Annotated in this window: 27 protein-coding genes; 24 read left to right on the top strand and 3 right to left on the bottom strand. The window is 39.2% G+C overall.

The features are described 5' to 3' along the window. The first annotated feature begins 54 nt into the window (after positions 1-54). A complete protein-coding gene (locus tag HPE63_RS15280; RefSeq protein WP_188315155.1) occupies positions 55-768 on the top strand; it encodes a pirin family protein in 714 nt (237 codons plus the stop codon). On the opposite strand, the gene HPE63_RS15285 is transcribed toward HPE63_RS15280, so the two are convergent. Continuing rightward, positions 765-1,121, bottom strand: coding sequence for a hypothetical protein (locus HPE63_RS15285; protein WP_188315156.1), 357 nt, complete (start codon positions 1,119-1,121; stop codon positions 765-767). The two genes, HPE63_RS15280 and HPE63_RS15285, sit on opposite strands and share 4 nt — an antisense overlap. Before the next feature lie 489 nt (positions 1,122-1,610). Between HPE63_RS15285 and HPE63_RS15290 the strand changes: the two genes are divergently transcribed. The 7 genes from HPE63_RS15290 (at position 1,611) to HPE63_RS15320 (ending at position 6,468) form a co-directional block, all read left to right on the top strand. Beyond that, a complete protein-coding gene (locus HPE63_RS15290) occupies positions 1,611-2,570 on the top strand; it encodes an extracellular catalytic domain type 1 short-chain-length polyhydroxyalkanoate depolymerase (protein WP_188315157.1) in 960 nt (319 codons plus the stop codon). Between the two features lie 191 nt (positions 2,571-2,761). Beyond that, positions 2,762-3,208, top strand: a complete 447-nt coding sequence (locus HPE63_RS15295) for an OsmC family protein (protein ID WP_188315158.1) — start codon at positions 2,762-2,764, stop codon at positions 3,206-3,208. Between the two features lie 117 nt (positions 3,209-3,325). Continuing rightward, positions 3,326-3,835: a redoxin domain-containing protein gene (locus HPE63_RS15300; RefSeq protein WP_188315159.1), complete on the top strand. Its 510-nt coding sequence runs from the start codon at positions 3,326-3,328 to the stop codon at positions 3,833-3,835. Positions 3,836-4,132: 297 nt separating this feature from the next. Next, positions 4,133-4,747, top strand: a complete 615-nt coding sequence (locus HPE63_RS15305) for a fumarylacetoacetate hydrolase family protein (protein WP_188315160.1) — start codon at positions 4,133-4,135, stop codon at positions 4,745-4,747. A 53-nt stretch (positions 4,748-4,800) separates the two neighbouring features. Then, a complete protein-coding gene (locus tag HPE63_RS15310) occupies positions 4,801-5,583 on the top strand; it encodes a carbonic anhydrase (RefSeq protein WP_188315161.1) in 783 nt (260 codons plus the stop codon). Between the two features lie 211 nt (positions 5,584-5,794). Then, complete coding sequence (locus tag HPE63_RS15315) at positions 5,795-6,055, top strand: CBU_0592 family membrane protein (RefSeq protein WP_188315162.1); 261 nt, start codon at positions 5,795-5,797, stop codon at positions 6,053-6,055. A 71-nt stretch (positions 6,056-6,126) separates the two neighbouring features. Then, positions 6,127-6,468, top strand: a complete 342-nt coding sequence (locus HPE63_RS15320) for a hypothetical protein (RefSeq protein ID WP_188315163.1) — start codon at positions 6,127-6,129, stop codon at positions 6,466-6,468. A 63-nt stretch (positions 6,469-6,531) separates the two neighbouring features. On the opposite strand, the gene HPE63_RS15325 is transcribed toward HPE63_RS15320, so the two are convergent. Next, the gene (locus tag HPE63_RS15325) at positions 6,532-7,047 is read right to left on the bottom strand and encodes a flavodoxin domain-containing protein (protein ID WP_188315164.1); all 516 of its coding nucleotides are present in this window, start codon (positions 7,045-7,047) and stop codon (positions 6,532-6,534) included. 1,046 nt (positions 7,048-8,093) lie between these two features. On the opposite strand from HPE63_RS15325, the gene HPE63_RS15330 reads away from it, so the two are divergent. The 9 genes from HPE63_RS15330 (at position 8,094) to HPE63_RS15370 (ending at position 13,958) form a co-directional block, all read left to right on the top strand. Then, complete coding sequence (locus tag HPE63_RS15330; protein ID WP_188315165.1) at positions 8,094-9,083, top strand: aldo/keto reductase; 990 nt, start codon at positions 8,094-8,096, stop codon at positions 9,081-9,083. Between the two features lie 58 nt (positions 9,084-9,141). Beyond that, on the top strand, positions 9,142-9,687 hold the full coding sequence (locus HPE63_RS15335) for a VOC family protein (RefSeq protein WP_188315166.1): 546 nt from the start codon (positions 9,142-9,144) through the stop codon (positions 9,685-9,687). A 78-nt stretch (positions 9,688-9,765) separates the two neighbouring features. Further along, positions 9,766-10,017, top strand: a complete 252-nt coding sequence (locus HPE63_RS15340) for a type II toxin-antitoxin system ParD family antitoxin (RefSeq protein ID WP_188315167.1) — start codon at positions 9,766-9,768, stop codon at positions 10,015-10,017. Continuing rightward, complete coding sequence (locus HPE63_RS15345; protein ID WP_188315168.1) at positions 10,010-10,309, top strand: type II toxin-antitoxin system RelE/ParE family toxin; 300 nt, start codon at positions 10,010-10,012, stop codon at positions 10,307-10,309. Before HPE63_RS15340 ends, HPE63_RS15345 begins: the two co-directional genes overlap by 8 nt. A 797-nt stretch (positions 10,310-11,106) precedes the next feature. Then, complete coding sequence (locus tag HPE63_RS15350) at positions 11,107-11,412, top strand: ArsR/SmtB family transcription factor (protein WP_188315290.1); 306 nt, start codon at positions 11,107-11,109, stop codon at positions 11,410-11,412. Between the two features lie 51 nt (positions 11,413-11,463). After that, positions 11,464-11,700 (top strand): thioredoxin family protein, encoded by a 237-nt coding sequence (locus tag HPE63_RS15355; RefSeq protein ID WP_188315169.1) that lies wholly within the window; start codon positions 11,464-11,466, stop codon positions 11,698-11,700. Between the two features lie 114 nt (positions 11,701-11,814). Further along, the gene (locus tag HPE63_RS15360; protein ID WP_188315170.1) at positions 11,815-12,792 is read left to right on the top strand and encodes a permease; all 978 of its coding nucleotides are present in this window, start codon (positions 11,815-11,817) and stop codon (positions 12,790-12,792) included. Between the two features lie 18 nt (positions 12,793-12,810). Beyond that, complete coding sequence (locus HPE63_RS15365) at positions 12,811-13,248, top strand: nitrophenyl compound nitroreductase subunit ArsF family protein (protein ID WP_188315171.1); 438 nt, start codon at positions 12,811-12,813, stop codon at positions 13,246-13,248. Continuing rightward, complete coding sequence (locus HPE63_RS15370; RefSeq protein WP_188315172.1) at positions 13,248-13,958, top strand: aromatic aminobenezylarsenical efflux permease ArsG family transporter; 711 nt, start codon at positions 13,248-13,250, stop codon at positions 13,956-13,958. The genes HPE63_RS15365 and HPE63_RS15370 overlap by 1 nt, the downstream gene beginning before the upstream one ends. Positions 13,959-14,053: 95 nt before the next feature. Here HPE63_RS15370 and HPE63_RS15375 read toward each other — a convergent pair whose 3' ends face one another. Next, the gene (locus tag HPE63_RS15375) at positions 14,054-15,811 is read right to left on the bottom strand and encodes a discoidin domain-containing protein (RefSeq protein WP_188315173.1); all 1,758 of its coding nucleotides are present in this window, start codon (positions 15,809-15,811) and stop codon (positions 14,054-14,056) included. Positions 15,812-16,305: 494 nt separating this feature from the next. Here HPE63_RS15375 and HPE63_RS15380 point away from each other — a divergent pair, with 494 nt between their 5' ends. The 7 genes from HPE63_RS15380 (at position 16,306) to HPE63_RS18650 (ending at position 24,129) form a co-directional block, all read left to right on the top strand. Further along, complete coding sequence (locus tag HPE63_RS15380; RefSeq protein WP_188315174.1) at positions 16,306-17,223, top strand: diacylglycerol/lipid kinase family protein; 918 nt, start codon at positions 16,306-16,308, stop codon at positions 17,221-17,223. A gap of 951 nt (positions 17,224-18,174) precedes the next feature. Continuing rightward, positions 18,175-18,996: a CPBP family intramembrane glutamic endopeptidase gene (locus HPE63_RS15385; protein WP_188315175.1), complete on the top strand. Its 822-nt coding sequence runs from the start codon at positions 18,175-18,177 to the stop codon at positions 18,994-18,996. A gap of 332 nt (positions 18,997-19,328) precedes the next feature. Then, positions 19,329-19,988 (top strand): hypothetical protein, encoded by a 660-nt coding sequence (locus HPE63_RS15390; protein ID WP_188315176.1) that lies wholly within the window; start codon positions 19,329-19,331, stop codon positions 19,986-19,988. 263 nt (positions 19,989-20,251) lie between these two features. Further along, positions 20,252-22,204: an AbiJ-related protein gene (locus HPE63_RS15395; protein WP_188315177.1), complete on the top strand. Its 1,953-nt coding sequence runs from the start codon at positions 20,252-20,254 to the stop codon at positions 22,202-22,204. Then, on the top strand, positions 22,191-23,051 hold the full coding sequence (locus tag HPE63_RS15400; protein ID WP_188315178.1) for an HNH endonuclease: 861 nt from the start codon (positions 22,191-22,193) through the stop codon (positions 23,049-23,051). The genes HPE63_RS15395 and HPE63_RS15400 overlap by 14 nt, the downstream gene beginning before the upstream one ends. 22 nt (positions 23,052-23,073) lie before the next feature. Next, positions 23,074-23,679 (top strand): hypothetical protein, encoded by a 606-nt coding sequence (locus tag HPE63_RS15405; RefSeq protein WP_188315179.1) that lies wholly within the window; start codon positions 23,074-23,076, stop codon positions 23,677-23,679. Positions 23,680-23,829: 150 nt separating this feature from the next. Then, on the top strand, positions 23,830-24,129 hold the full coding sequence (locus HPE63_RS18650) for an HNH endonuclease (RefSeq protein WP_188315180.1): 300 nt from the start codon (positions 23,830-23,832) through the stop codon (positions 24,127-24,129). Positions 24,130-24,156: the final 27 nt, after the last annotated feature.

Below are 24,156 nucleotides of genomic sequence, written 5' to 3' on the forward strand. Positions count from 1 at the left end.
ATGGTCGAAATCCAATCCGCCAAATCGTACTCTAAATCCAAACATCAAACGCCCATGAAAACAGTATTACATAAGGCCGAATCAAGAGGCCATGCCAATCACGGCTGGTTAGACTCCCACCACACTTTTAGTTTTGCCAGCTACCAAAATCCAAGCCGGATGAACTTTGGGGTCATACGGGTACTCAATGACGATGTGGTTTCCGAAGCTCGCGGTTTTGGCACCCATCCACATCGCAATATGGAAATCATCTCCATACCCTTGGAAGGTGACTTACAACATATGGACAATATGGGCAACGCTACGGTAATAAAACAAGGGGATGTGCAGGTGATGAGTGCCGGAACGGGCATTCAGCATAGCGAATACAATAAAAACAAAGATCGGCCCGTAAAATTTTTACAAATCTGGATAATGCCCAACAAAATTGATGTGGAACCTCGATATGATCAAATTTCACTTCAGGAAATCGAAAGAAAGAACGCTTTGTACCAGATTTTATCGCCTTTCCAAGAAGACCCTGGCGTTTGGATACATCAGGATGCCTGGTTTCATATGGGGGATTTTGATCCAGGACACAAAACAACGTATACCCTAAAGAAAAAAGGGAATGGTGTTTATGTTTTTGTGTTGGAAGGTGAGTTGGAAGTCAACGGTCAGTTAGTGCAAAAAAGGGATGGTTATGGGCTTTGGGATGTTGACCAACTCGATATAAAAACGAACCGCGCATCCAAAGTTTTACTAATGGAAGTACCCATGTCACTTTAGAACACTACAAGGGTTAGCTGATTTCTTTTTCGCCTCTTTTTCCCCGAAAACAAATCTATGGTCACACCTACGGTTACCCCTCCAAGGATTGTAGCTGCTAAATCCCCATTGTCCCATGGATTACCGTTGCTTTGGTCTATGGACTCTTTGGCCAGACCGGCCAAAAGACTTGTACCCACGGCCCCAACATAGGTCCATGTGCGATCACCATCCGAAATTTCACTGGCCAAAAGTCCGCCTATGGCCCCACTTAATACCCCTGCTCCGAAATGCAAGACCTTATCGTTCTCTAATTGGGCATTCAGCCGTACTACGGTAAAAAGCAAAATAAGAAGTGCAAGACTATTTTTCATACTATCGATAAAGATAATTAGAACTGGGATATTTGCAAGAATTGACCACCCCGACCTTCGGCCACCCCTTCTTGTAAAAAGGAGGGGACCTTAAAAAGTAAGGTCACAACACCCTTGGTCTTTCCGTAATTTGGAGATACACACGGGTCTATAGTTCAATAAGCAAACCTAAAAAACTATTCCCCGTCCTCCCCTTAATAAAGTAGTGCCTGCCTACCTTTGGTAGGGTGCCGACAGGCGGAGGGGTGAAAAAACAATAAGAACACTCCTCCCCCTCCTCCCATTAATAAAGTAGAGCCTGCCTACCGTTGGTAGGGTGCCGACAGGCGGAGAGGTGAAAAAGAAAACATAAGCATACTTATTTGTCCTCCCCTTAATAAGGGGATGTGCCGACAGGCGGAGGGGTTCCCGTCAAATTAATTATTTTTATCAATAGCCAAATATGTATTTCTGGAACCAAATTTGATACCCTTTGATTAAAACCTTATCATGAAAACGATTATCACTCTTTTTTTTGGATCGATCACAGTCCTCGTTCTAAACCTCAATACCTGTGCCTCCAAACGTGGGGCTACGATTAGCGACCAGACCTATACACTTCAACACGATGGTATTAAACGTAATTATATAGTTCATATACCGCCTGCAGATAAATTACAGAAACCAGTACCCTTACTTTTTCATATCCATGGAGGGGGAGGAACGGCCAAAGGTACGGCCGGCCTCACTTTTGGCCGCTTTAATGAATTGGCAGATCGGGACGGATTTATTGTCGTCTACCCCAACGCCATTGACAAAAACTGGAACGATGGCCGAAAATTGGCAGATGTCAAGGCATCGGAAGAAAATATAGACGATGTTGGTTTTATCATCGCCATCGTAAATGTAATCAAGCAAAAATATAAAATCGATACAACACGTATTTTCACCACGGGCATGTCGAATGGCGGCTTTATGTCTGCCCGTTTGTTATGTGATGCCTCCGAGCTTTTTAGGGGCGGCGCTATTTTAACCGCCTCACTCTCCAAAGATTATCTACCCAAATGTGACCCACAAAAACCGGTAGCGGTGATGGTGATGAATGGTACTGATGATCCCCTCGTCCCATATGATGGTGGTCCTGTGAAGGTGTTTCGAAAAACGAGGGGTGATATAGTCTCTACAGATGAATTTGTTGGGTTTTGGAAAGAAAAGAATGGCTGTACCACCAAAAAGAATACGGTCGAATTACCAAATACGGCTGATGATGGTACTACCGTCAGTGTGGACGAATATGACGATTGTGAAAACCAAGGGGCCTTGGTACTGTACAAGATAAATGGGGGTGGACATACATGGCCAGGCGGCAAGCAATATTTAGGGAAGCGTTGGATCGGAAGGACCAATCGGGACATCGTTGCCTGTGATGTGATATGGGATTTTTTCAAAACCTTGCCCGACACCCAATAATAATGTCAGTATGAGTGACTTTCAAGGAAAATCGTTCGAGAAGCAATTCAAGCCCTTTTTACCATGGTCCTTGGCTTGGTCTTAACGTGACTTATGTTACAAAATAGTTTCGTTTTTACCCCTACCTTGCAGGTCTAATTACCAATGATAAGAATAGGGTGTTTTTAGACACTTCATTAAAAATAAACCATATGGAACCGCACTTTTATAATGTAGAAGTAAATTGGAACAAGGACCGCAAAGGGGTTATGTGTTCCCCAGAATTGATCAGGGATGCAAACACCTGTATCGAAGTGGCTACCCCCCCAGAATTTCCTAAAGGTATGCCCGGGATATGGTCGCCTGAACATTTGTTTACCGCTTCGGTAAGCACCTGCTTAATGACCACTTTTCTGGCCATTGCCGAAAATTCGAAATTGGAATTTTCAAATTTCAGTTGTAAATCAAAAGGAAAATTGGAACGCGTAGAAGGAAAATTCGTTATGAGCGAAATTTTGCTGGAACCCTCGGTCACCATTACTGACGAAAAATATAGGGAAAAAGCGGAAAAGGTCTTACAAAAATCCGAGGCGGCCTGTTTGATTTCCAATTCCATAAAATCAAAAATAACTATGGTACCTACCATTTTGGTAGGTTAGGGCCCATAAATATTATTTACTTGCAGGGCCAGGGGATAAAACAAAATTGAAAGGGAATTATAACTAGTACACAACACCCCCAAAGTGATATCCAGCTCATTAAACAATAGTATTTGTATGAAATATGTCATCTCCCTATTCATTTTTGTATTTCTAACCGTATTAGGCTCCTGCAACTTTAAGGATAAGGTGCCCAATGCCACTATTGAGATCATTGATCAATTTTCAGGGATCGAGGAGGTCATCAATGGGAAAGATAATGAGGTAACCGTACTCAACTTTTGGTCAACCGCCTGTCCGCCATGTATCAAGGAGCTGCCCCATTTCAACCAACTGGCGACGGAGTATAAAGACAAAAAGGTGAAAATACTCCTCATCAGTCTGGAGGATCCCAAACGATTAAACAGTCATATCTATCCCTTTGTACAGAAACATGGTATTCTACCGGAAGTGGTAGTGCTTAATGATCAAAACTATACCGCATGGACCGATAAGATCGATACCTCCTGGTATGGGGCCCTTCCCGCCACCTTGATCGTAAAAGGGCCGCATCGAAAATTCAAGTTTGGAAGTTATACCACCTATGAAGAGTTACAAACCGATCTTGATGAAATCATTGGGCAATAGTAAATAGCTTGCGGGTCAAAGCAAACAACAACCAACCATCGATTTACGATTTGAGATTTTTGACCACTAAATTAACACCTCAATTCCCACTGCTGACATCTGACATTTGACATCTGACCATCCTTAACCTATTTCCTGACTCGCGTCTTCCGTCAACCTTCAACCAACAACTAACAAACATCACCTATCAGCAAAAAAAATCCATGATAATTGTCAGTTATAGTTTCTTGCCGATCTGCTACCTTTCGGTGTGATATTCTTAGTACACATTTATAGCGTAACCTAAAAAATTATTTTATGAAAATACTTGCCATTGGTAAAAACTACGTAAACAATAAAGTAGAAAAAAGCGCGAACAAAACCGGCCAACAAATCATATTCTCGAAACCCGAATCGAGTTTGGTTACTAATAACAAGAATGTTCCTTATCCTTCGTTTACAAAAGATCTTAGATATGAGGCCGAATTGGTCCTTAAAATAGGTAAAGCGGGGAAAAATATTTCGACCCAAGACGCTATTGCCCATATCGCCGAAATAGGGATCGGCATAGATTTTACAGCTAAGGATATTTTTGATGCCTCTAGGGAAGTTAAGGGACCTTGGGACCTTGGAAAAGGTTTTGATGGGGCCGCACCCATATCCCCTTTCAAACCTGTTTCCGATTTTAAGGATTTGAACAACATCGATTTTGATTTAAAAATCAACGGAAAACGATTACAAGAAGGGAATACGGGCCTTATGATCTACAATTTTCAGGAAATTATCGCTTTCATCTCACAATTCATGACCTTGCAATCGGGAGACCTGATCTTTACGGGAACGCCCGCGACAGGTACGGGACAAATATTCAAGTACGACCATATACAAGCCAGTATCGAAGGGGAATTGCTGTTGGACTTTAAAATGATCTGATCTTGACCTTGGATTTGTGCTCTGGTAAATCGTTGGATATAAATTAAATCAGCATGGATAAAAAAATCATACTATTCCTTTTCACAGTCATAATGGTGTTGGGTTCCTGTAAGAACAATAAAAAATCCGATCATTTGGATGAACATGCAGTGCAAAAGCATTGGAGCTACCATGGGGAGACCTCCCCTGAGCATTGGATGGAAATTGAAAAAAATTCCGATTGTGGAGGTACGGCCCAATCCCCCATAAATATCATTGACAATACCACGGTTCCCATAGAGATCAAGGATAGTCTTCAACTCTATTATTCCCCAAAAACATTATTGAGTAAAGTGGAGAACAATGGCCACTCCATTCAATTCGATTTTGAAACGGGCGATTCCATACAATTCAATAACGAAGTATACTACTTAAAACAGATTCACTTCCATGAGCCTTCCGAGCATAAGATCAACGGTGTAACCTACCCTATTGAGGTCCACTTGGTACATATGTCCAAGAACAATGGATTAACGGTATTCAGTGTCATGGGCATTGAAGGGGAAGAAAGTCAATTATTTGAATTTTTCAAAAGTTTTCTGCCCCTTGCCAATGGGGAAACCAAAGAAATACACCAACAACTTGATATCACGGGATTGTCCCTTGAAAATAGGGGGTATTATTTCTATTCCGGTTCCTTGACCACCCCGCCCTGTACCGAAAATGTAAATTGGATTGTATTTAAAGACCCTATTGTTATCTCTTTGGATGAAGTGCTCGCCCTACGAAAGAATATGCCGTTGAACAATTATCGCAATGAACAACCTATAAATGGCAGAACGATATACCATAAGTAAGGGATAAAACATAAGGTAGTTTAAGCTTTGAATCATGTCTACGGAGTTGCTGGTTTTTCCGGTTAAATATCTTAGCTACTGTATATGATACAATACCCTTTTCTTTCGTTGATTGCGCAAAATACAAGTATCTTTATTCCACCCTTTTTGGGCGAATATCGTATTCAAAGCATATTTGTTTCCAATTTTGGAATCCGTTAAATAATAAAAAATGAACAGGGTAGATTGGATAGGTTTTATCGGAGTTTTTTTAATTTTATTAGCCTATATCCTCAATATTTTTGGAAAACTGGAAAGGAACGATCTGCGCTTTATTCTGTTCAATTTAATCGGAGCTGGTTTAGCGTGTTATGCATCCGTATTAATGGATTATATGCCTTTTGTGCTGTTGGAAGGGGTTTGGGTCTTGGTCTCAGTCATCGCGCTACTAAAATATATAAAACGACAGGGGAAAAATACCTCGGTAAATTGATCCGTGCTATGACCCCTGAATCGAACCAAAGGAGTTGTGTAGGTAATGAACCTCGATTTTAAAAGATAGAAATGGATAATTCGGAAAAGTTGTTTGCCATAAAACTGGTTCATACGTTGATTTGGTTGTTCTTCGTAAGTATCATCTTTTACATCCTATATTCAGGAATTACAGACCGCGTATCTACGTTAACATGGATTGCGATAGGTTTGGTAATTGTAGAAGGAATCGTCTTGTTGCTTTGTAATATGTTCTGCCCTTTGACCATCGTAGCCAGAAGATACTCCAACTCCAAAAAGGACAATTTTGATATTTTTTTACCGAATTGGCTGGCCCGGCATAACAAATTAATATTCACATCGATTTATCTCATCGGTGTCCTGATTGTCTTAATTCGGGTAGGATTTGGTTAGGTTCGACTTTAGACTTTCCAACTTTAGACTTTAGACTTTCGTCTTTCGACCCACAAATATCCCCTAAGTGAGCACCTCACTTAATTGGAATTTCCATACCAATTCTACGATAGGTTCAATACCAGATCTGTCCATATAGTCAAATCCTTCAAGTTCCTCTTTTCTAGCCTGGGGATCCTTGTTTGCCATGGCACCTATTTTCAACAATATGCGGTCATACCAGCTAAGTTCAGCCGGAATCTGCCTTCCACGCAGCACCACGTGATACATTCTTGAAATGAATTCTTTAGGGAGGCTGTCGGCAATCCACCCGTTAAGTTTCTCCCCGGCCGGGGCACCGGAAACCGAATAAAAGATGATCGGTTTATTCCCAAGCTTATTCAAATTCTTTTTCACCCACTTATGGATTGTAAGCTTATAATAGATTATTGGGCTACCTAAGATCAAAAAATCGTATTTCGTTGGATCGGCATTACCCTTTTTTATATCATATACGGGCAATCCGGTCGCTTCAGCGATCCAGTCGGCATATTGGGCCGTACTGCCATACTTGGATGAGAAAAAAATTGCACCTTTCATAATCGATCCCTTTTAAATTAACTGGTATAACATCCAACGTTAAAAGTAAGGTTGATTTTAATTAGCACAAATGACATTGGTCATATTCTGCTGGCTTTCTACAATCGATTTTAGAATTTTCACCTTACATCTCAATTCTCACTACTGACCACCGATCACTGCCCACTATCTTCCGGTTCTCGATACGATTTTCCATGAAAATCACTCGAACTGACCCTTTGGAATGTGGATACTGCCAAGCTTCAATTTCCCACTTTCCAACTTTTGACTTTCGACCCAAACCAACCTGAAACCTGAAACTTGAAACCTCAAACCAACAACCAACAACCAACTTACGATTTTAGATTGTAGATTTTTGATTTTTGATTTTTGATTTTATACTATCATCTCAATTCCCACTACTGACTACTGACCTCTGACCACTACTTCCAGTTCTCGATACGATTTTCCTTGAAAATCACTCGAACTGACCTTTTTAAATGTGGATACTACTAAACTTCGATTTTCCAACTTTTGACTTTCGACCCATACCAACCTGAAACCTGAAACTTGAAACCTCAAACCAACAACCAACTTACGATTTTAGATTGTAGATTTTTGATTTTTGATTTTTGATTTTTGATTTTATACTATCATCTCAATTCTCACTACTGACTACTGACCTCTGATCACTAACTTCTGGTTCTCGATACGATTTTCCTTGAAAATCACTCGAACTGACCCTTTGGAATGTGGATACTGCCAAGCATCAATTTCCCACCTTCCAACTTTCCAACTTTTTACTTTCGACCCAAACCAACTTGAAACCTGAAACTTGAAACCTCAAACCAAACCTTCAACTATCAACCATAAACCCTCAACCAATAACCAACCTTCGACTTTCCAACTTTCGACTTTCGACTTTCGACTTTCAACTAAAACCATTCTATGACAATCATCAGTTGATATCACTATTTTTACTTTTACCTTGCTGGTTCGTATAGAAAAAAAGGCATGCTTTTGCCGTATACAATTTACTTTATTCATGAATTTAAACCCCTTGTAAAATGAAAAAACGCACCCTCGGAAAAACCGGATTTAAGATTGCCGAAATCGGCGCAGGAACATGGCAAGTAGGCGGTAAATGGGGCAGTCCATTCAGTCATGCCAATGCCGATGCCATTTTGAATACGGCCGTGGATCATGGGGTGAATTTTATCGATACGGCCGATGTGTATAGCGATGGGGAAAGTGAAAAAGCCGTGGGGCGCTTCGTACGGTCCCGTAGCGAACGTATTTATGTGGCCACAAAATGCGGCCGACGTATTTCCCCCCATACCGACAAAGGCTATACCCCCAAGGTATTACGAAAGTTTGTGGAGGACAGCCTAAAGAATATGGGCTTGGAGACCCTGGACCTCATCCAATTGCATTGCCCACCTACCGAAACCTATGAACGCCCAGAGATCTTTGGCCTCTTTGATGATCTGAAGAAAGAAGGCAAGATCTTGAACCTTGGGGTAAGCGTCAAAACCGTGGACCAGGCCTTGCGGGCGATGGAATACGATAATGTGACAACAGTACAAATCATATTCAATATGCTACGACAGTTGCCCTCGGAACGTTTTTTTGGGGAAGCCCAAAAAAAGAATGTCGGCATTTTGGCACGGGTGCCCTTGGCAAGTGGACTCCTCACAGGCAAGTTCACGGCAGCGACCGCCTTTGGTAAGGACGACCACCGTGCGCCCATTAAGGAAAATAAGGCATTTAGCAATAACGAAGCCTTCGGAGGAATAGATTATCGGATAGGTTTGGAGGCCGTTGAAGAATTGAAATCGCTTTTTCATGTACAGGCGAACCTCTCTACCTTGGCCTTGAAATGGATTTTAATGTTCCCCCAAGTGAGTTGTGTCATACCCGGGGCCTCCCGACCCGATCAGATGTTGGCGAATATACATGGCTCCGATGTGCCTGAATTTGCACCGGAGATCATGGAGAAGATCAAACGAATCTATGAGAAGCATATCGTACCGAATTTAGCCAATACACATTGGTAACCCTATTGAAAATAATTATTGACCGAATTGGACCTAACGTCCCAATAAGAAAAAACAAATGAAGAAAACGAACATACTCCTGGTTTTAGCCAGTTTGGGGCTTATGGCCTTTATCGCGGACAAGGCAACCACCCCTACTCCGGATATTTTACCGAATACCAAAATGGCACATATTGGCATCGTAGTGCCCGATATTGAACATGCCTTGGATGCATGGATCAACGTACTCGGACTCGAAAACAGGCCTAAAATCAGCGATGCTGTGGGCCATGCGGACAATCCCACCCATTTTAGGGGCGAACTTTCCGATGCCAAGGCCAAATTGGCGTTTATCACCTTGGAAAATATACAGGTGGAACTTATAGAACCCTATGGCGATGCCCTTAGCCATTGGAAGGAAATACTCGCGAAAAACGGGCCAGTGGTACACCATGCCGCCTTTCATGTACAGGGATTGGGGGAAACCTATGTAGACCTTTTTAAGGAAAAAGGATACGAAGAAGCCCAGAAAGGAGGCTGGGACGGGGGCGAATATAGTTATATGGATACCCAAAACGACCTAGGCCTGTTTATTGAACTCCTGGAACAATATCCCAAGGAATAAGAGGGTAACTAGATGTGACGCTTTAAGCGTTTTGAAATTATACCAATTTTTGGTATATTTGAGTCAAATAGCATCAAAATGAACAAAAACACCTCAATATCATTAGGAAATTATTTTGACCAATTTGTTCAAAGTAGAATAAAAGAAGGTCGATTTAAAAATGTTAGTGAAGTTATACGCGCAGGATTAAGGCTTTTAGAAGAAGAGGAAAGCAAAGTAACTGCATTAAAAAACGCAATTCAGGACGGAATTGATAGCGGAATTGCGCAAGATTTTGACCCTAAAAAACATCTTGAATCCCTAAAAGCTAAAAAACGCCCAAATGGCTGAATTTAGATTGACGAATAAAGCTGTTGAGGATTTATCGAAAATTTGGGATTATACTTTCGAGGTTTGGTCTGAAAATCAAGCCGACAAATACTATGAGATGCTGATTTCAAGCTGTCAAGAAATTGCTGACAATCCACTTTTAGGTAAAAACTATGACGGAATTACTCCCGGTCTTTTCGGAATGAAAATGAATCGACACATCATTTTCTATCGAACTTTAGATGAAAACTATGTTGAAATCACTAGATTTTTACACGAGAGAATGGATTTAAAAAAAAGAATAACCGAATAACAAATCGACACGTAACAAATTACTGACCATCCGTCGCCTGTCTTCCGTCAACTTTCGACTTTCGACTTTCGACTTACAATTTACGATTTACGATTTTCTACCCACATCCGCCAACTGCCTTCTGACCACCGATCACTGCCCACTATCTTCCGGTTCTCGATACGATTTTCCTTGAAAATCACTCGAACTGACCCTTTGGGAATTGGATAAAATCATCCGTCTTCCGTCAACTTACCAACTTTTGACATACGATTTACTTTTTACCTTTTTAACTCATTCCCTATTTAACTCCCAACTTTTAACTCTGAACTATCACCCGTCTTCATTCTCGCGTCTCCCCTCACCTATCAACCATCAACCCTCAACCAACAACCAACAACCAACAACCAACAACCAACCATCAACCCTCAACCAACAACCAACAACCAACTTTCGCCTTTCGACTTTCGACTCAAACTAACCTGAAACCAGAAACCAGAAACCAACTACCGTCCCCCGTCTCCCCTCACCCATCAACCATCAACCCTCAACCATCAACCCTCAACCATCAACCATCAACCCTCAACCCTCAACCAACAACCAACCTTCGACTTTCCAACTTTCGACCTTCGACTTGCGACTCAAATCCCTCAACAATAAAAAAAAAGCAACTATGATAAAAATCACATTTTATTCTAAATACCCATCGTAGATTTGCGATAAGCAATATGAACGGAGCTGTTAGTAGTTCGTTGATGTCAACTAAAATAAACGATAGCGAATACCATCCGACCTATGGAAACAGTAGTCAAAAGCAGATGAAAAGAAGTTTGGAGCAAATAGAATACAAAGAGAATACCGAAGCTTTGGCAAGATTCGCAAAAGCCTTAGGACACCCTACCCGTATCGCTATTTTAAAACACCTTGATAATCAATCTTGCTGTTTTACTGGGGATTTGGTTGAAGTTTTTCCTTTGGCACAATCTACCATTTCCCAACATTTGAAAGAATTGAAAAACGCGGGCCTTATTCAAGGAGAACTAAAACCCCCAAAAATAAAGTACTGTATCAATCAAGATAACTGGAAGATAGCAAAGGCATTATTCCAGCAATTTTTTGATTGATATTTTTTTAATAAACTAATCGTCTATTGGCGATAAACAAATAATAGTAGTATGTCTAAAGTAATTAAAATATTAGGGACAGGATGTCCAAAATGTCAATCGATGACCGGGGTTGTTAAAGATGTGGTTTCAGAAAACAACATTGAGGCAACAATCGAAAAAGTTGAGGATATCATGGAAATTATGAAATACAACGTCATGACAACACCAGCCTTGGTGATAGATGATGTTATTACCATAAAAGGTAGAATCCCCTCAAAAGATGAAGTATTGGCTCTTTTGAACTAAAAGCATTGTATTGAATGACATATCGTATAAAAGGATCCTCCTTCCCAAATCGGGAGGTAGTTTCCCTTATAAAGCAATCAAATCTAAATGTTGATCGTATCATAGCCATAAAAAATGTTTGATTGGGTACAACATATTGCCGATTGGTTGGTCTATGATGTCTTGAATTTCAATAAAGGACAGCATTTGGCAGAAGCCCTGAACTTCTTTATATATGACACCACCAAAATTTTAATTTTACTTTTTGTGGTTATCTTTTTTATGGGAATCGTCAATAGCTATTTTCCTATAGACAAGGTTAAAAATTATCTTTCAAGAAATAAATTATACGGGTTGGAATATCTGATGGCAAGCCTTTTTGGTGTGGTAACGCCCTTTTGTTCCTGTTCGTCAGTTCCGCTGTTCATCGGATTTGTAAGAGGAGGCATACCGTTAGGCGTAACCTTTGCATTTTTGATTACCTCACCTTTGGTCAATGAGGTTGCTGTAGGTCTCTTTATCGGCCTGTTCGGCATTAAAACCACTGTTATCTATGTGATCAGTGGTGTTTTATTAGGCACTATTTCAGGGGTAATCCTTCAAAAGCTAAAGTTGGACACGTATTTAACACCATGGGTGAAAGAAGTTTTGGCGACCGCACAAAAGGAACAAGATGCTTTTATTGCCGAAAAACAAACCTTAAGCCAGAGATTACCCATTATTTGGGACGAAGTACTAAAAATTCTCAAAGGTGTGGTGCCTTATGTTTTGGTCGGGATCGCTATAGGCGGACTCATGCACGGTTATATTCCGGAAGGGTTTTTTGAAAAATATATGGCTAAAGATAATTTATTCGCGGTGCCTATTGCCACGATTTTGGCCGTACCCATGTATTCCAACGCCTCAGGCATTCTTCCGGTGGCCCAAGTATTGGTGGCTAAAGGGATTCCCTTAGGTACTGCGATCGCCTTTATGATGGGCGTAGTAGGTCTATCGTTACCAGAAGCTATGCTCTTGAAAAAAGTAATGACCTTTAAGCTTATTGCCATCTTTTTTAGTGTCGTAACACTTTGTATCATCTTTTCAGGCTATTTATTCAACCTTATATTATAAATTATAAATCGATAAAAAATGAAAACAATTAATTTTTTCGCAGTACTCGCAATCAGTTTTATGCTCACCTCCTGTTACGGTCAAGACAAAAACAATCCCAGTTCGTTAGACCGATCCGTTTCAAAAATCGAGGTCTTGGATTTTCACTCCACCCACAGATGCATGACATGTAATGCCATTGAAGCCAATACGAAATACACCTTGGAAACCTATTTCGCGAAGGAGTTGAAGGAGAATAAAATTACATTTCAAGTGATTAATGTAGATGAAAAAGAGAATGAAAAAATTGCTGAAAAATTCGAGGCAGCAGGGACTTCCCTATTCTTGAATGTTATAAAAAACGGGGAGGAAACCCAAATCAATTTAACCGATTTTGCCTTTATGAACGGCAATGATAGGGAAGCCTTTAGCCAAGAACTGAAAACTAAAATTGATAAGGAGTTCAAAACGCTTTAATGGATTTTTTAAAATCGCTTTTAGAGCATTATAATTTCCCGATAAGTTCGGCATTCATACTCGGACTGATGACAGCCATAAGTCCTTGTCCTTTGGCGACCAATATCACCGCTACTGCCTTTATTTCCAAGAATATTTCGAGCAGACGAAAGGTTTTTTTAAGTGGGTTATTATACGCTTTGGGAAGGGGGTTTAGCTATACCGCCATTGGCTTTATATTATATTTTGGGGCGAGCAAATTTCATATGGCCCGCTTTTTTAATCAAAACGGGGAGAAGTTTTTAGGACCATTATTGATAGTGATCGGATTGATCATGCTGAATATCATCAAACTTGATTTTTTAGGCAAATCCGATTTTCAAGAAAAATTATCTGAAAAATTCAAAGACAAAGGACTTTTAGGCTCATTTTTGATTGGTATTGTATTCGCTTTGGCGTTTTGTCCGTATAGTGGGGCCTTGTTTTTTGGGATGTTGATCCCAATGACCATAGCCTCGGCAGACGGACTTTATCTACCTCTCGTATTTGCTTTTGGAACAGGGTTGCCAGTCATTCTTTTTACCTATTTATTGGCCTTTACAGCAGGTAAAATAGGTCTGTTCTACACTAGAATCACAAAAATCGAAAATGTGATGCGTATGATGGCCGGGGTCGTTTTTATTATTACAGGATTATATTATGTTTCCATTTTCATTGGACTACTGAAATAGCAACTCTTAACGCTCAACGAACATTCATCAGGCTTTTCTAGCCATTTTAGTCGTAGTAAGACTTTTATTGATTTGGGTATCGAATAGGTATGGGTTTATTTTCCCCACACCTCGATTTCCTTCCAGGATACCCAAGAAGGGCTAACCGTGGTGGTGATGCGTACATATCGGTATTGTACGGGCGTGGCAGGCTCATAAACCAGCACATCGGCCTCTTCGGTTTCCCCTGTAAAGGTCTGCAACGTATCCCATGTACTGCCATCGGTACTTGCCTCTAGGATATGGGTGGTACTGCCCGAAGGATATTGGGCTACCCGCATGGTAATTTTATAAATATCATAGTCCGTCTCTAGATCCAATGCGATCCATTGGGTCGCATTTAGACCAGACCCCCATTGGGAGACTATGTCACCATCAACGGCCATTATAGGCGTCTCATCGGGTAGGTTTGCGGAAGCTGTAACCGGTTTGTTCAAAGCTACATTCGCAGGTAAAAGAAAATTTTCATCACAGGGATCCGGATAATTCACAGGGGCCATGGCATCCAACATTTCCTGATTTTCATCCATAAAACCCCAACTGGTATCATTGGCATTCCCTTCGCCTCTGTACATACCCCAATATAACCATCCGTTGAACCCATAGGCACAAGCTTCTGCCTGATAGGATTGCATGGTCTTAACGGCATCGTCCAAATTCGGATACCTATCAAGAAACGCACCGTACTCCCCTAAAATAATCGGTTTTAATACATAACCGACCATCCCATAATTTTCGACCAAGGGGTAAAGCGGGTCATCCCCTGGATAGGCATGAAAGTCAAAAAAATCCAATTGGGCCTGGTATAACAAGTCTGCTGTTTCTACGTACCTAAAATTGCCAAGACCTATGGGATTCGGATAGTCTGGATTAAAAAAGCCCATGGTTACCAAAGCGTTGGAATCATAGATATTAATGATTTCCCTTACTTTGTCGATGTAATGGACTATACCTTCTACGGCCATCAACTTTTTATCCCCAGCACTGGCCATGTCATAGTTTTTGCCATTGGCGGTAGTCACGATCTGTGAGGTAAGACTGAAAGGGGGTTTATCCCTAAAATACCATTGTTCGTTAAGAATAGACCATGCCAATACGTTTTCAAATGGGGCGCCCCTATCATATAAGGCTTTAAGCAGATCACCCCAATATTTCTGTGCGGACTCTATACCCTTGGGGGTTAAATAGTGCGCGTTTCGGTAGCCCTCAAACTGATCATTGGCCCCGGCATTCGAAATATCCCAATAGTTGCCGGTATCGGGCAGATCATTGGAAGTCAATATTAGAAATATACCCTCATCTTGCGCAATTTGGAGGGTCTCTGCCATATTCGCGATGTAGGCCGAATTTAGCCCCGGAGCCGATGCATTGCCAATACAATCAGGCCCATCATTACAAGTGTCCATAAAAATACGAATGGTATTGTAGCCTTTGGCAACCAGCAATTCAAAATCTGCCCTTACCCGAGTGCGGTCAAAATTCCCAGGGGCAAAAAAGCGATCTTGAAAAATACCGTTATGGGCCACTATCCAAGTGTAGTTTACCCCGCGCATTACAAATTCCTCGTTTTTATCCTTGTTCCAGAACTTTGCGGCACCATCGATCATTTTTGTTTCGATGGCATGTGGGGCCTGCAATATAACCTCTGGTGGTTCAACTGTTGTGGTATCCTCCGAAGGGGTTGGTACACTATTCTCGGGTGGCGGTGTACGTATGGCATCCTCCTTTGAGCAGGTAATAACACAAAACCCAAAGACAAAAGCACCAACAATCAGAACGATTCTAGAGATTTTAATACCTATAGCTTTTTTCATTGCCCCATGAATTACAAAACTTAGCTATATGCCCCATGCATGGGCCTTAGTGTGTTTATCTAAAGTTACTTAAAACGATTACCCGCTTATGAAGAAGTGTATACTTTACCTGTTTTTTGGTATAAACTACCCAAGCGTTGTATATACCGCACTTTACTTTTTACTCTTTCCCTCTTTAACTCATTTACTCGTAGGTTTTAACTCTGAACTTTCACCCGTCTTCATTCTCGCGTCTCCCTTCAACCAACAACCATCCTTCGACATTACAACTTTCGACTTTCGACCCACATCAACCAGAAACCAGAAACTAGAAACCAACACCCGTCCCCCGTCTCCCCTCACCTATCAACCGTCAACCCTCAACCCTCAACCAACAACAAACTTTCGACTTTCCAACTTTGGACTTACCCTTTACTCTTTATCTTTTTAACTCTTTAACTCTTTCCCTCTTTCCCTCTTTACTTTTTACTAAATAAAAATATTACCTTGACCCAATGAACATCGTGTTTATCGTCAACAACAAAAACAACCGCCTGGCCAAAATGCTCCCAAGGCTTGAGCATTATTGTCAACAAGCGAAGTTGGGCAGGGTGCAGTTTATGTCCACCCTACGCAGAAAGCACGCTATCGAATTGGCCAAACAGGCCGCAGAAGACGGCTGTGAGTATCTGGTGGCCGTTGGGGGCGATGGCACCTTACATGAGGTGATCAATGGGGTGTTGCAATCTAACATCCCTGCGAGTGAATACCCGGCAGTAGGACTCCTCCCCTATGGTTCGGCCAATGATTTCGCCAGAACGGCGGGCATCTCCAATTCCATTGAAGACTTGTTTGCCCTGATGAGATCGAATACCACCCAAAAGGTAGACCTTGGGAAAATAGTGCTACAACAGCCCCAGGAAACCCGCTATTTCAGCAATATTGCAGGGGTTGGACTCGGTGCTAAGGTGGCCCAACAGCTGGAAGGATCCTCAAGTGTGTTGGGCCCTAGCTTCAATTACTATAAGCACATTTTAAAAGGGTTTCTCCGTTATACGAAAAAAGAGGTGCGTTGTACCAGCGACACCTGGGAGTGGCAGGGCAAGTTACTGGTTATGGCCGTGGCCAACGGACGTTATTTTGGCAATGCCATCTGCATCGCCCCCGATGCCCAGCTTACCGACGGCCGGTTTCAGATAGCTATTTTTGGGGATTTGAGCCTGTGGGACTATCTAAAAAATTTGGGCAAGTTAAAAAAAGGCGTAAAGATCAACCTGCCACAGGTGAGCTACCATACCGCCAAAGAAGTAGAGCTTACAAGCAACGACCCTTGTGGTATTGAGGCCGATGGGGAGTATGTGGGCCTGCTCCCAGCGACGATAAGCATAGTACCCAAAGCGATCCGCTTTCTAATGCCTCCCGCTGTACGCTAATCGCCATTCGCTATTCGCAGTACGCAATGCGCTTAGCGCTAACAGCCATAAGCCAATAGCCAACCTCCCAATACTCACCCTCAACGAACAATCAACTTCTGACCACTGTTTATTGTTCAATGTTTATTGTTCATTGTTCACTGTTCACTGCTACTGCCTACTGCCTTCCGGTTCTCGATACGATTTTCCTTGAAAATCACTCGAACTGACCCTTTGAAAGGTATATACTACCAACTGCCATCCGTCCCCTTTCCCATTTTTACTTTTTAACTTCTTAACTCTTTAACTTATTAACTTCCAACTCTTAACTATTCCCCGTCGCCCATCACCTTTCAACCATCAACTATCAACTCCCTTCTGACATCTGACCACTGACATCTGACCTCCTTCAACCTTCGACTTTCCAACTTTCGACTTTCGACTCAAACCAACCTGAAACCAGAAACCAGAAACCTCAAACCAACAACCGCTCCCCGTCGCCCCGTCGCCCCTCACCCATCAACCAACTTTCGACTTTCCAACTTTCGACTTTCCAACTTTCGACTTTCCAACTTTCGACTTTCGACTTTCGACCCACATCAACCAGAAACCTGAAACCAGGAACCAGAAACTAGAAACCAACAACCGTCCCCCCTCTCCCATCTACTATCAACTCCCTTCTGACATCTGCCCACTGACATCTGACCTCCGTCAACTTTCGACTTTCCAACTTTCGACATTCGACTTTAAACTTTCGACCCACACCGACCAAAAATGACCTGTATCAGTGCATTCCATACATTTTAGGAATATCTTGAGGTACCTGAATATTGAGATTCTTAACCATTAACAATGAGTATATGTGCGTGTAACTAAACAAAATGTGCACAAGCAAGAAAAACAATGACATGCTAAATCAATAAGGCATGAAAAAGTGATTGCCAGTAACCGAAAGACTACTGTAGAATTGACATGGATAAAATAATTACCTCAAAACCATTTGCATTTTTTGCATTACTGATCGTTATGTTGTCAGTAACCATGACTTTATTTTTGCCGATGGCTGCGGAGGTAAAGCTCATTATAAGAATAGTATTTATCGGTGCCTTTTTCATTTCATGGAGACTATTTCAAAAGTCTGATTATACCAACGCCAAAGACCTTGCTTTCGCATTTATGGCTTTGAATATTGCATTTCTAGTTGTATCCTTTTTTACCCCAACATTCTGGAATCTAAACGAGGAGACCTCACAAGGTTTTGCGCTCATGAAACTCAGCGATGCAGTTATCATAAGTGTAGTCTTGATCCTCGCTTTTGTAATCGGAGGGTATAGGTTAAAGAACATCTTTTTGACCAAAGGACGTTTACTTCCCGGTTTAATCATCGGAATCCTTCTTTTTATCCTATTTGGCTATCTCGCACTGAACAATCCAGAGCATAGGATCGAACCGGATTTTTTAAGAAAGCATTATGTATGGATACTGATCTTCGTATTTGCAAATGGGTTTATGGAAGAATTGGTTTTTAGGGGTATTTTTTTGAAAAAGTTATACCGGTATATGAAACCCGTTTGGGCCATTGTATTGACATCCATATGTTTTGCAGTGCCCCATCTTACGGTTAATTATGATCCGGATGTCCTGGTTTTTGCCGGGATCGTATTTGTGCTTGGGTTAATTTGCGGTTTTGCCATGTACTACACGCGAAGTATAATTGCTCCCATGCTAATCCACGCAGGGGCCGATTTAATGATCATTATCCAGGTATTTGCTTCATACGATGTAATTACCTGATTGTTGCAACGAAACGTTCAATTAGGTGAAGTGCAACATCTACAACCAGCAACACAACCGCCTGACTTTCGACTCAAACCAACCAGGAACCTAAAACTAGAAACCATTAACCAACATTCGCCTTTTGACTTTCGACTTACCCTTTAACTTTTTAACTTCTTAACTCTTTTACTTTTTCATTAGAAAATTCATGACTTTTGTCAGCTATTCTTACAAATTTTAACAATATATTGCAGTACCTCTTTTCTTCACGCCTTGCCTACATGCCTTTGGTATATAAAAGAAATATAGATACTTGTATCTATATTCTTTTGTTACCAACAATTTAAAGAATGAATAAAGATTTTTTTAAAAAAGAGAATATTCACAATGCAATTTGGGCATTAATAATTGCTCTTTTTGCCTTTATTGGAGGTCTAGTATGGCAAAGTTTCACAGGACCTGAGAGAGTGATTGTTGAAAAGGATGAAAATATAAGCAGAAAAGATACAACTATAACTATCATAAAGTTTGAAGGAGATTCTGCGACAATAAATGCTATTAAAAATTTCAACCCTCAGCTATCCGTAAAATCCTCTTCAGATAAATCAATCAGAAATACAGCTTCTATTGCACGACCTAAAATTAGACTCCCAAATATGGTTGAAGGCTACATTCAAAAGCCTTTAAATACTTTTGCCTCAGTTGTAATTCCAAGGTTAACTTACTCTAAAGGTGAAATGATTGAACTAGAATTAAAAATATTTGATGAAGAAACCTTAAAGAAAATAAGTCCATTATTTATTGGGGTAGTGAAAACAAATAGTGAAAAATCTATAACTCAAATTTGGGAAGAACAATTTAATATAACCGATTTAAACAACACCATAAGATTTTCTTCTGACTTTGGGAGAGATGAATATGAACTTTCCGTTGGATTTTACCTAATGGACGAATTACATCAAAAATACCCTACGCGTTACTCAAAGAGGTTTAAAATTGTAATAATATAAAAACTGTGGCTAACAATACCTATAGCAAATAGGGCGTAAAATGCTAAATTTAATGATTTGCGTTTACTAACTAAGTCCGCCAAATCTTTTGGATTTGGCTTTTAAAATTAAAAAAATAATAAAATTTAAAAATTCGGCTTGTGTTAATCCGAAAAGTTAGCGTCGCCATTACATCGGCTCGCCCGCTGCCGCCGCAGACGGCGTACCACCGCACTACGCTTAACTGGAACGTTGTATGCAATTTAAAGACATTACATCTATAAGTGAAACTGACAAAAAAAATAAGATTAGACATACTCAGAACACTTTTATCTGAGAATGATTTATTTGGAACACCACAAGATGATATAAATATTATTAATTTTTTGGATGAGATGTTTGATTTAAAATCTCTTCCATCTGAAGATAGTAGGTATAATAATGCTTATGATGACGCCTTTCAACATTTAGTTAATAACTACGATTGGGGGTACGAATATGTACTTACAGAGAGATTCAATATTGTTGATGACCTTGATGTTTTTCTTTCCTTTTTAAATAAAATTATTCATCCAGACATTAGAGATAATGAGGACGATATTACAAGGTACTATTTATTAATTAACCCATATTTAGAAAAGGAGAATTTAAGCTATTCACTTGAATCATATACTGAAGAGGGATTATCAGTTTATATTGTTAAGAAAGTAGACGTTAAAAATGTAGTGCCCTCTACAATAATTGAAAATAAAATTCCATTTTTTGTAGATAATAAGCCTGATGGATTTTATGATTATAAAAGTTCTCACAAGACTCCAAGTTTATATCCTTGTTTTGTTTTGGCTAATAATAGTGGTTGGAATGATTTTAGGAATAGGTCAACTTACTATTTGTATTTTTATCCAGACAGGGATGAATGCCTAAAAATAGGCTCTGTAAAAATTATTCATAAAGAAGCAGATAATACTCCTGATATTATAAATGAGAGCTTTACTGTTTTAAATGAAAATTTTTGTTCTCTAGGTCAGGAGTATAGCTACTATGATAATTTAAAATCAATATTTGATAGGACTTACGACAGTATTTTTTGGGCATTAAAAGATGCTGCAATATTTCCGGACATTTTAGAGGAATTTGAAAATCACAATTATTTTAGAAATTCTTTAATAAGGTACGATGAGCAAGAGCAGTTATTACGTGAAGTAAAGTACCGTCTTTATGATTACAACCTTAAAAACCTCTATAGTTTCCAATATTCGTTCAAACCTAAATTTGCCAATGAACCAATAGATGTTCATTTTGATTTTGATGCAAATAGGGCTGTTCCAAGTAGAATTTTCGCATTAATTGGTAAAAATGGAACAGGAAAAACTCAATTAATTACCTCGTTGCCAATTGATATTTCGAAGAAGAATGATAATGTTTTTACTCCAAAAACGCCATTGTTTAGCAAGGTAATAGCGGTTTCTTATAACGCATTTGACTCATTTGATGTTCCTAAAAAAACTGCGGATTTTAATTATGTTTACTGTGGTCTAAAGGATTCCAAAGGTGAACTTTATAGTGAAAAAGGACTAAAATTAAGATTTCATAGTTCTTGGAAAAAAATAGCTGCTAATAAAAGATTTGACAAGTGGCTTAATCTTCTTCCTTTCTTTTTAGACCAAGAACTTATTAATGAATTTATAGTTGAAACAGAAGGCTCTAGGGAGTACATAGTTGATATAAAAGGCTTTAATAGCGTTAGTAAAAAGCTAAGTTCTGGTCAAAGTATTCTCTTGTATATAATAACAGAGATTGTAGCAAATATTCGTTATGCTTCATTAGTTATTTATGATGAGCCAGAGACACATTTGCATCCAAATGCTATATCTCAATTAATAAATGCGATATATAACCTAACTAATGAATTTCAATCTTATTGCATCTTAGCAACACACTCTCCTCTTATTGTTAGGGAACTTCTTTCAAGCAATGTTTATGTAATGGAAAGAGAAGAGTCCATTTTAAGTGTTAGAAAACCGATTTCAGAAACATTTGGTGAAAACTTGACAGTAATTACCGAAGATATTTTTGGCAACACTAGTATTCCTAATCAATACAAAATGATATTAAGTCGACTAGTTGAATCAGGTAAATCGTATGATGAAATAATATCTCTAATCTCATCTGAAAATATCCCATTGAGCCTTAATACGAGAATCTATTTAAAAAGTATAATTGATGAGAAACCTTAATGTATTCAATGGCAGCACATCGGATTTCTTAGATGAGGTAATAGCTTCAAAAAGAAATTCTCCAAAAGACCCTGATTATAAACAAAGAATAAATCTACTTTCTCCCAATATTAAAGTACTTTATGGTAATTATGATATGGCTCATAATGCAAATAATCACGTTAGTTTAATTTCAAATGGGTATGTAAATCAGGAAAAAACGGATTTATTAAAACTATATTCTTCAGGCAATTCACGTTTAGTAAAATTAAAAAATAGCGTTACGACTGTTTTAGATAACAGAGCTATGAACACTTGTCAATATTGCACTATTACGCCAGTTGGTTCCTTAGACCATATTGTTCCTAAAGATGAGTTTCCTGAATTTTCAGTTAACCCAAAGAATTTATTACCTGCGTGTACAACTTGTAATAGCCATAAAAATGAAAATTGGAAAGAGAACAACAAAACTATTTTCCTAAATCTTTATACGAACATTTTACCAAGTGACCAGTATTTATTTGTGGATTTGGTTATTACTGCGAATAACATACAACCAACTTTTGAATTAAGGAACGTTAATAATATAAATCCTGATTTTTTTGAATTATTAGAGAATCACTATTCACGTTTACATTTACCTCAAAGATTTAAAAAAGAGAGTCATAAAGTCATATCTGAATTGACTAACTTAATCTCTGCAAGTAGTCATCTTCTTGATGAAAATCAAATCAAACAACTTGTCTTAACCAAAATTCATGAAGATAAAGCGGTGTTTGGTAATAATTATTATAAATCAATCTTAGAAGAAGCTTTGATAAAAAGTCAGTCTTACGTAGATAGTATATTAACATTAAACTGCATATAACAATGTGCCTTAACGAACATTTATGAAGAAATTTTTTAGAATAATAATTCCAATAATCTTAATTACAGTATTTGCAGTTCTACATATTGTTGATAAAGTGAATTGGAAAGCAACAGATTACCTAAGTTTTGGAATGATGTTTCTGACATATTTCTATGTAATCTTTACTTGGGAAATGTTACAAAGAATAGAAACACAAAATTACTTAGAAAAAAGACCATATATAATTGCAGATTTTCATAAAGAAAGACAAGTTTTAAAAATTTACATTAAGAATATTGGAAAAACACCTGCAAAAAACGTCAAAGTTGAATTACAACCAGACGTTATTACTTTTGACAATAAATCATTAAATCAAACTCTTTTCGAAAAGCCAATCCAATTTTTTCCTCCAGGGAAAAAAGTTGAAACTGCAATTAATTCTAGAAATGAATTTTTCAAGAATAAAGAAAATAGAATTTATCAAATCAAGATTTATTACGAAGACGTCGCTTCAAATAAGGTATTTAGAGAGTTAATTGATATTGATTTAGACCATTTAGAGAATGAAAATGACATTATAACTAAGACAACGCATGATTTAGTAAAAAGTATTGATAAACTTACTGAAGTAATTAAAAAGAAATAAACGCTAAACAACAATGGCTATACCTAATTGCTTGCCTACCTGTCGGCAGACAGGTTCTCGCCTACATCTGAAAATACCGTTATGATATCAAGACAATATTGAAAGTCTAAACTAGTTCTTAAAAAATAGAACTACCAAATAGACCATAATATGGATTATAAAATAATTCTCATATTAATTGTTGGAATAGTGGGGTGGTTTATTGAACGTTCGATATTTAATTGGAAGAGCAGACGTCGCCGGAACTATTATCGGAATGTATACCTCAAATCTGATGCTTGGAAGCGTAAGCGTTATGTTGTGCTGAAACGGGACAATTGGAAATGTGTTTATTGTGGCAAGCGTGCAACTCAAGTTCACCACAAGAGATACGCGAAAAGAAATATCGGTAAGGAACCCATAAAATGGCTAGTTTCAATTTGTAAAGCTTGTCATGATAAACGCCACTAATAGGAATGCAAGCCAGTACATAACATC

Source organism: Maribacter arenosus, from assembly GCF_014610845.1.
Classification (GTDB): Bacteria; Bacteroidota; Bacteroidia; order Flavobacteriales; family Flavobacteriaceae; genus Maribacter_A; species Maribacter_A arenosus.

Coding starts and splice junctions, on each gene's coding strand:
- HPE63_RS15280 (WP_188315155.1), top strand. CDS start 55: ATGAAAACAGTATTACATAAGGCCGAATCAAGAGGCCATGCCAATCAC.
- HPE63_RS15285 (WP_188315156.1), bottom strand. CDS start 1,121: ATGAAAAATAGTCTTGCACTTCTTATTTTGCTTTTTACCGTAGTACGG.
- HPE63_RS15290 (WP_188315157.1), top strand. CDS start 1,611: ATGAAAACGATTATCACTCTTTTTTTTGGATCGATCACAGTCCTCGTT.
- HPE63_RS15295 (WP_188315158.1), top strand. CDS start 2,762: ATGGAACCGCACTTTTATAATGTAGAAGTAAATTGGAACAAGGACCGC.
- HPE63_RS15300 (WP_188315159.1), top strand. CDS start 3,326: ATGAAATATGTCATCTCCCTATTCATTTTTGTATTTCTAACCGTATTA.
- HPE63_RS15305 (WP_188315160.1), top strand. CDS start 4,133: ATGAAAATACTTGCCATTGGTAAAAACTACGTAAACAATAAAGTAGAA.
- HPE63_RS15310 (WP_188315161.1), top strand. CDS start 4,801: ATGGATAAAAAAATCATACTATTCCTTTTCACAGTCATAATGGTGTTG.
- HPE63_RS15315 (WP_188315162.1), top strand. CDS start 5,795: ATGAACAGGGTAGATTGGATAGGTTTTATCGGAGTTTTTTTAATTTTA.
- HPE63_RS15320 (WP_188315163.1), top strand. CDS start 6,127: ATGGATAATTCGGAAAAGTTGTTTGCCATAAAACTGGTTCATACGTTG.
- HPE63_RS15325 (WP_188315164.1), bottom strand. CDS start 7,047: ATGAAAGGTGCAATTTTTTTCTCATCCAAGTATGGCAGTACGGCCCAA.
- HPE63_RS15330 (WP_188315165.1), top strand. CDS start 8,094: ATGAAAAAACGCACCCTCGGAAAAACCGGATTTAAGATTGCCGAAATC.
- HPE63_RS15335 (WP_188315166.1), top strand. CDS start 9,142: ATGAAGAAAACGAACATACTCCTGGTTTTAGCCAGTTTGGGGCTTATG.
- HPE63_RS15340 (WP_188315167.1), top strand. CDS start 9,766: ATGAACAAAAACACCTCAATATCATTAGGAAATTATTTTGACCAATTT.
- HPE63_RS15345 (WP_188315168.1), top strand. CDS start 10,010: ATGGCTGAATTTAGATTGACGAATAAAGCTGTTGAGGATTTATCGAAA.
- HPE63_RS15350 (WP_188315290.1), top strand. CDS start 11,107: ATGAAAAGAAGTTTGGAGCAAATAGAATACAAAGAGAATACCGAAGCT.
- HPE63_RS15355 (WP_188315169.1), top strand. CDS start 11,464: ATGTCTAAAGTAATTAAAATATTAGGGACAGGATGTCCAAAATGTCAA.
- HPE63_RS15360 (WP_188315170.1), top strand. CDS start 11,815: ATGTTTGATTGGGTACAACATATTGCCGATTGGTTGGTCTATGATGTC.
- HPE63_RS15365 (WP_188315171.1), top strand. CDS start 12,811: ATGAAAACAATTAATTTTTTCGCAGTACTCGCAATCAGTTTTATGCTC.
- HPE63_RS15370 (WP_188315172.1), top strand. CDS start 13,248: ATGGATTTTTTAAAATCGCTTTTAGAGCATTATAATTTCCCGATAAGT.
- HPE63_RS15375 (WP_188315173.1), bottom strand. CDS start 15,811: ATGAAAAAAGCTATAGGTATTAAAATCTCTAGAATCGTTCTGATTGTT.
- HPE63_RS15380 (WP_188315174.1), top strand. CDS start 16,306: ATGAACATCGTGTTTATCGTCAACAACAAAAACAACCGCCTGGCCAAA.
- HPE63_RS15385 (WP_188315175.1), top strand. CDS start 18,175: ATGGATAAAATAATTACCTCAAAACCATTTGCATTTTTTGCATTACTG.
- HPE63_RS15390 (WP_188315176.1), top strand. CDS start 19,329: ATGAATAAAGATTTTTTTAAAAAAGAGAATATTCACAATGCAATTTGG.
- HPE63_RS15400 (WP_188315178.1), top strand. CDS start 22,191: ATGAGAAACCTTAATGTATTCAATGGCAGCACATCGGATTTCTTAGAT.
- HPE63_RS15405 (WP_188315179.1), top strand. CDS start 23,074: ATGAAGAAATTTTTTAGAATAATAATTCCAATAATCTTAATTACAGTA.
- HPE63_RS18650 (WP_188315180.1), top strand. CDS start 23,830: ATGGATTATAAAATAATTCTCATATTAATTGTTGGAATAGTGGGGTGG.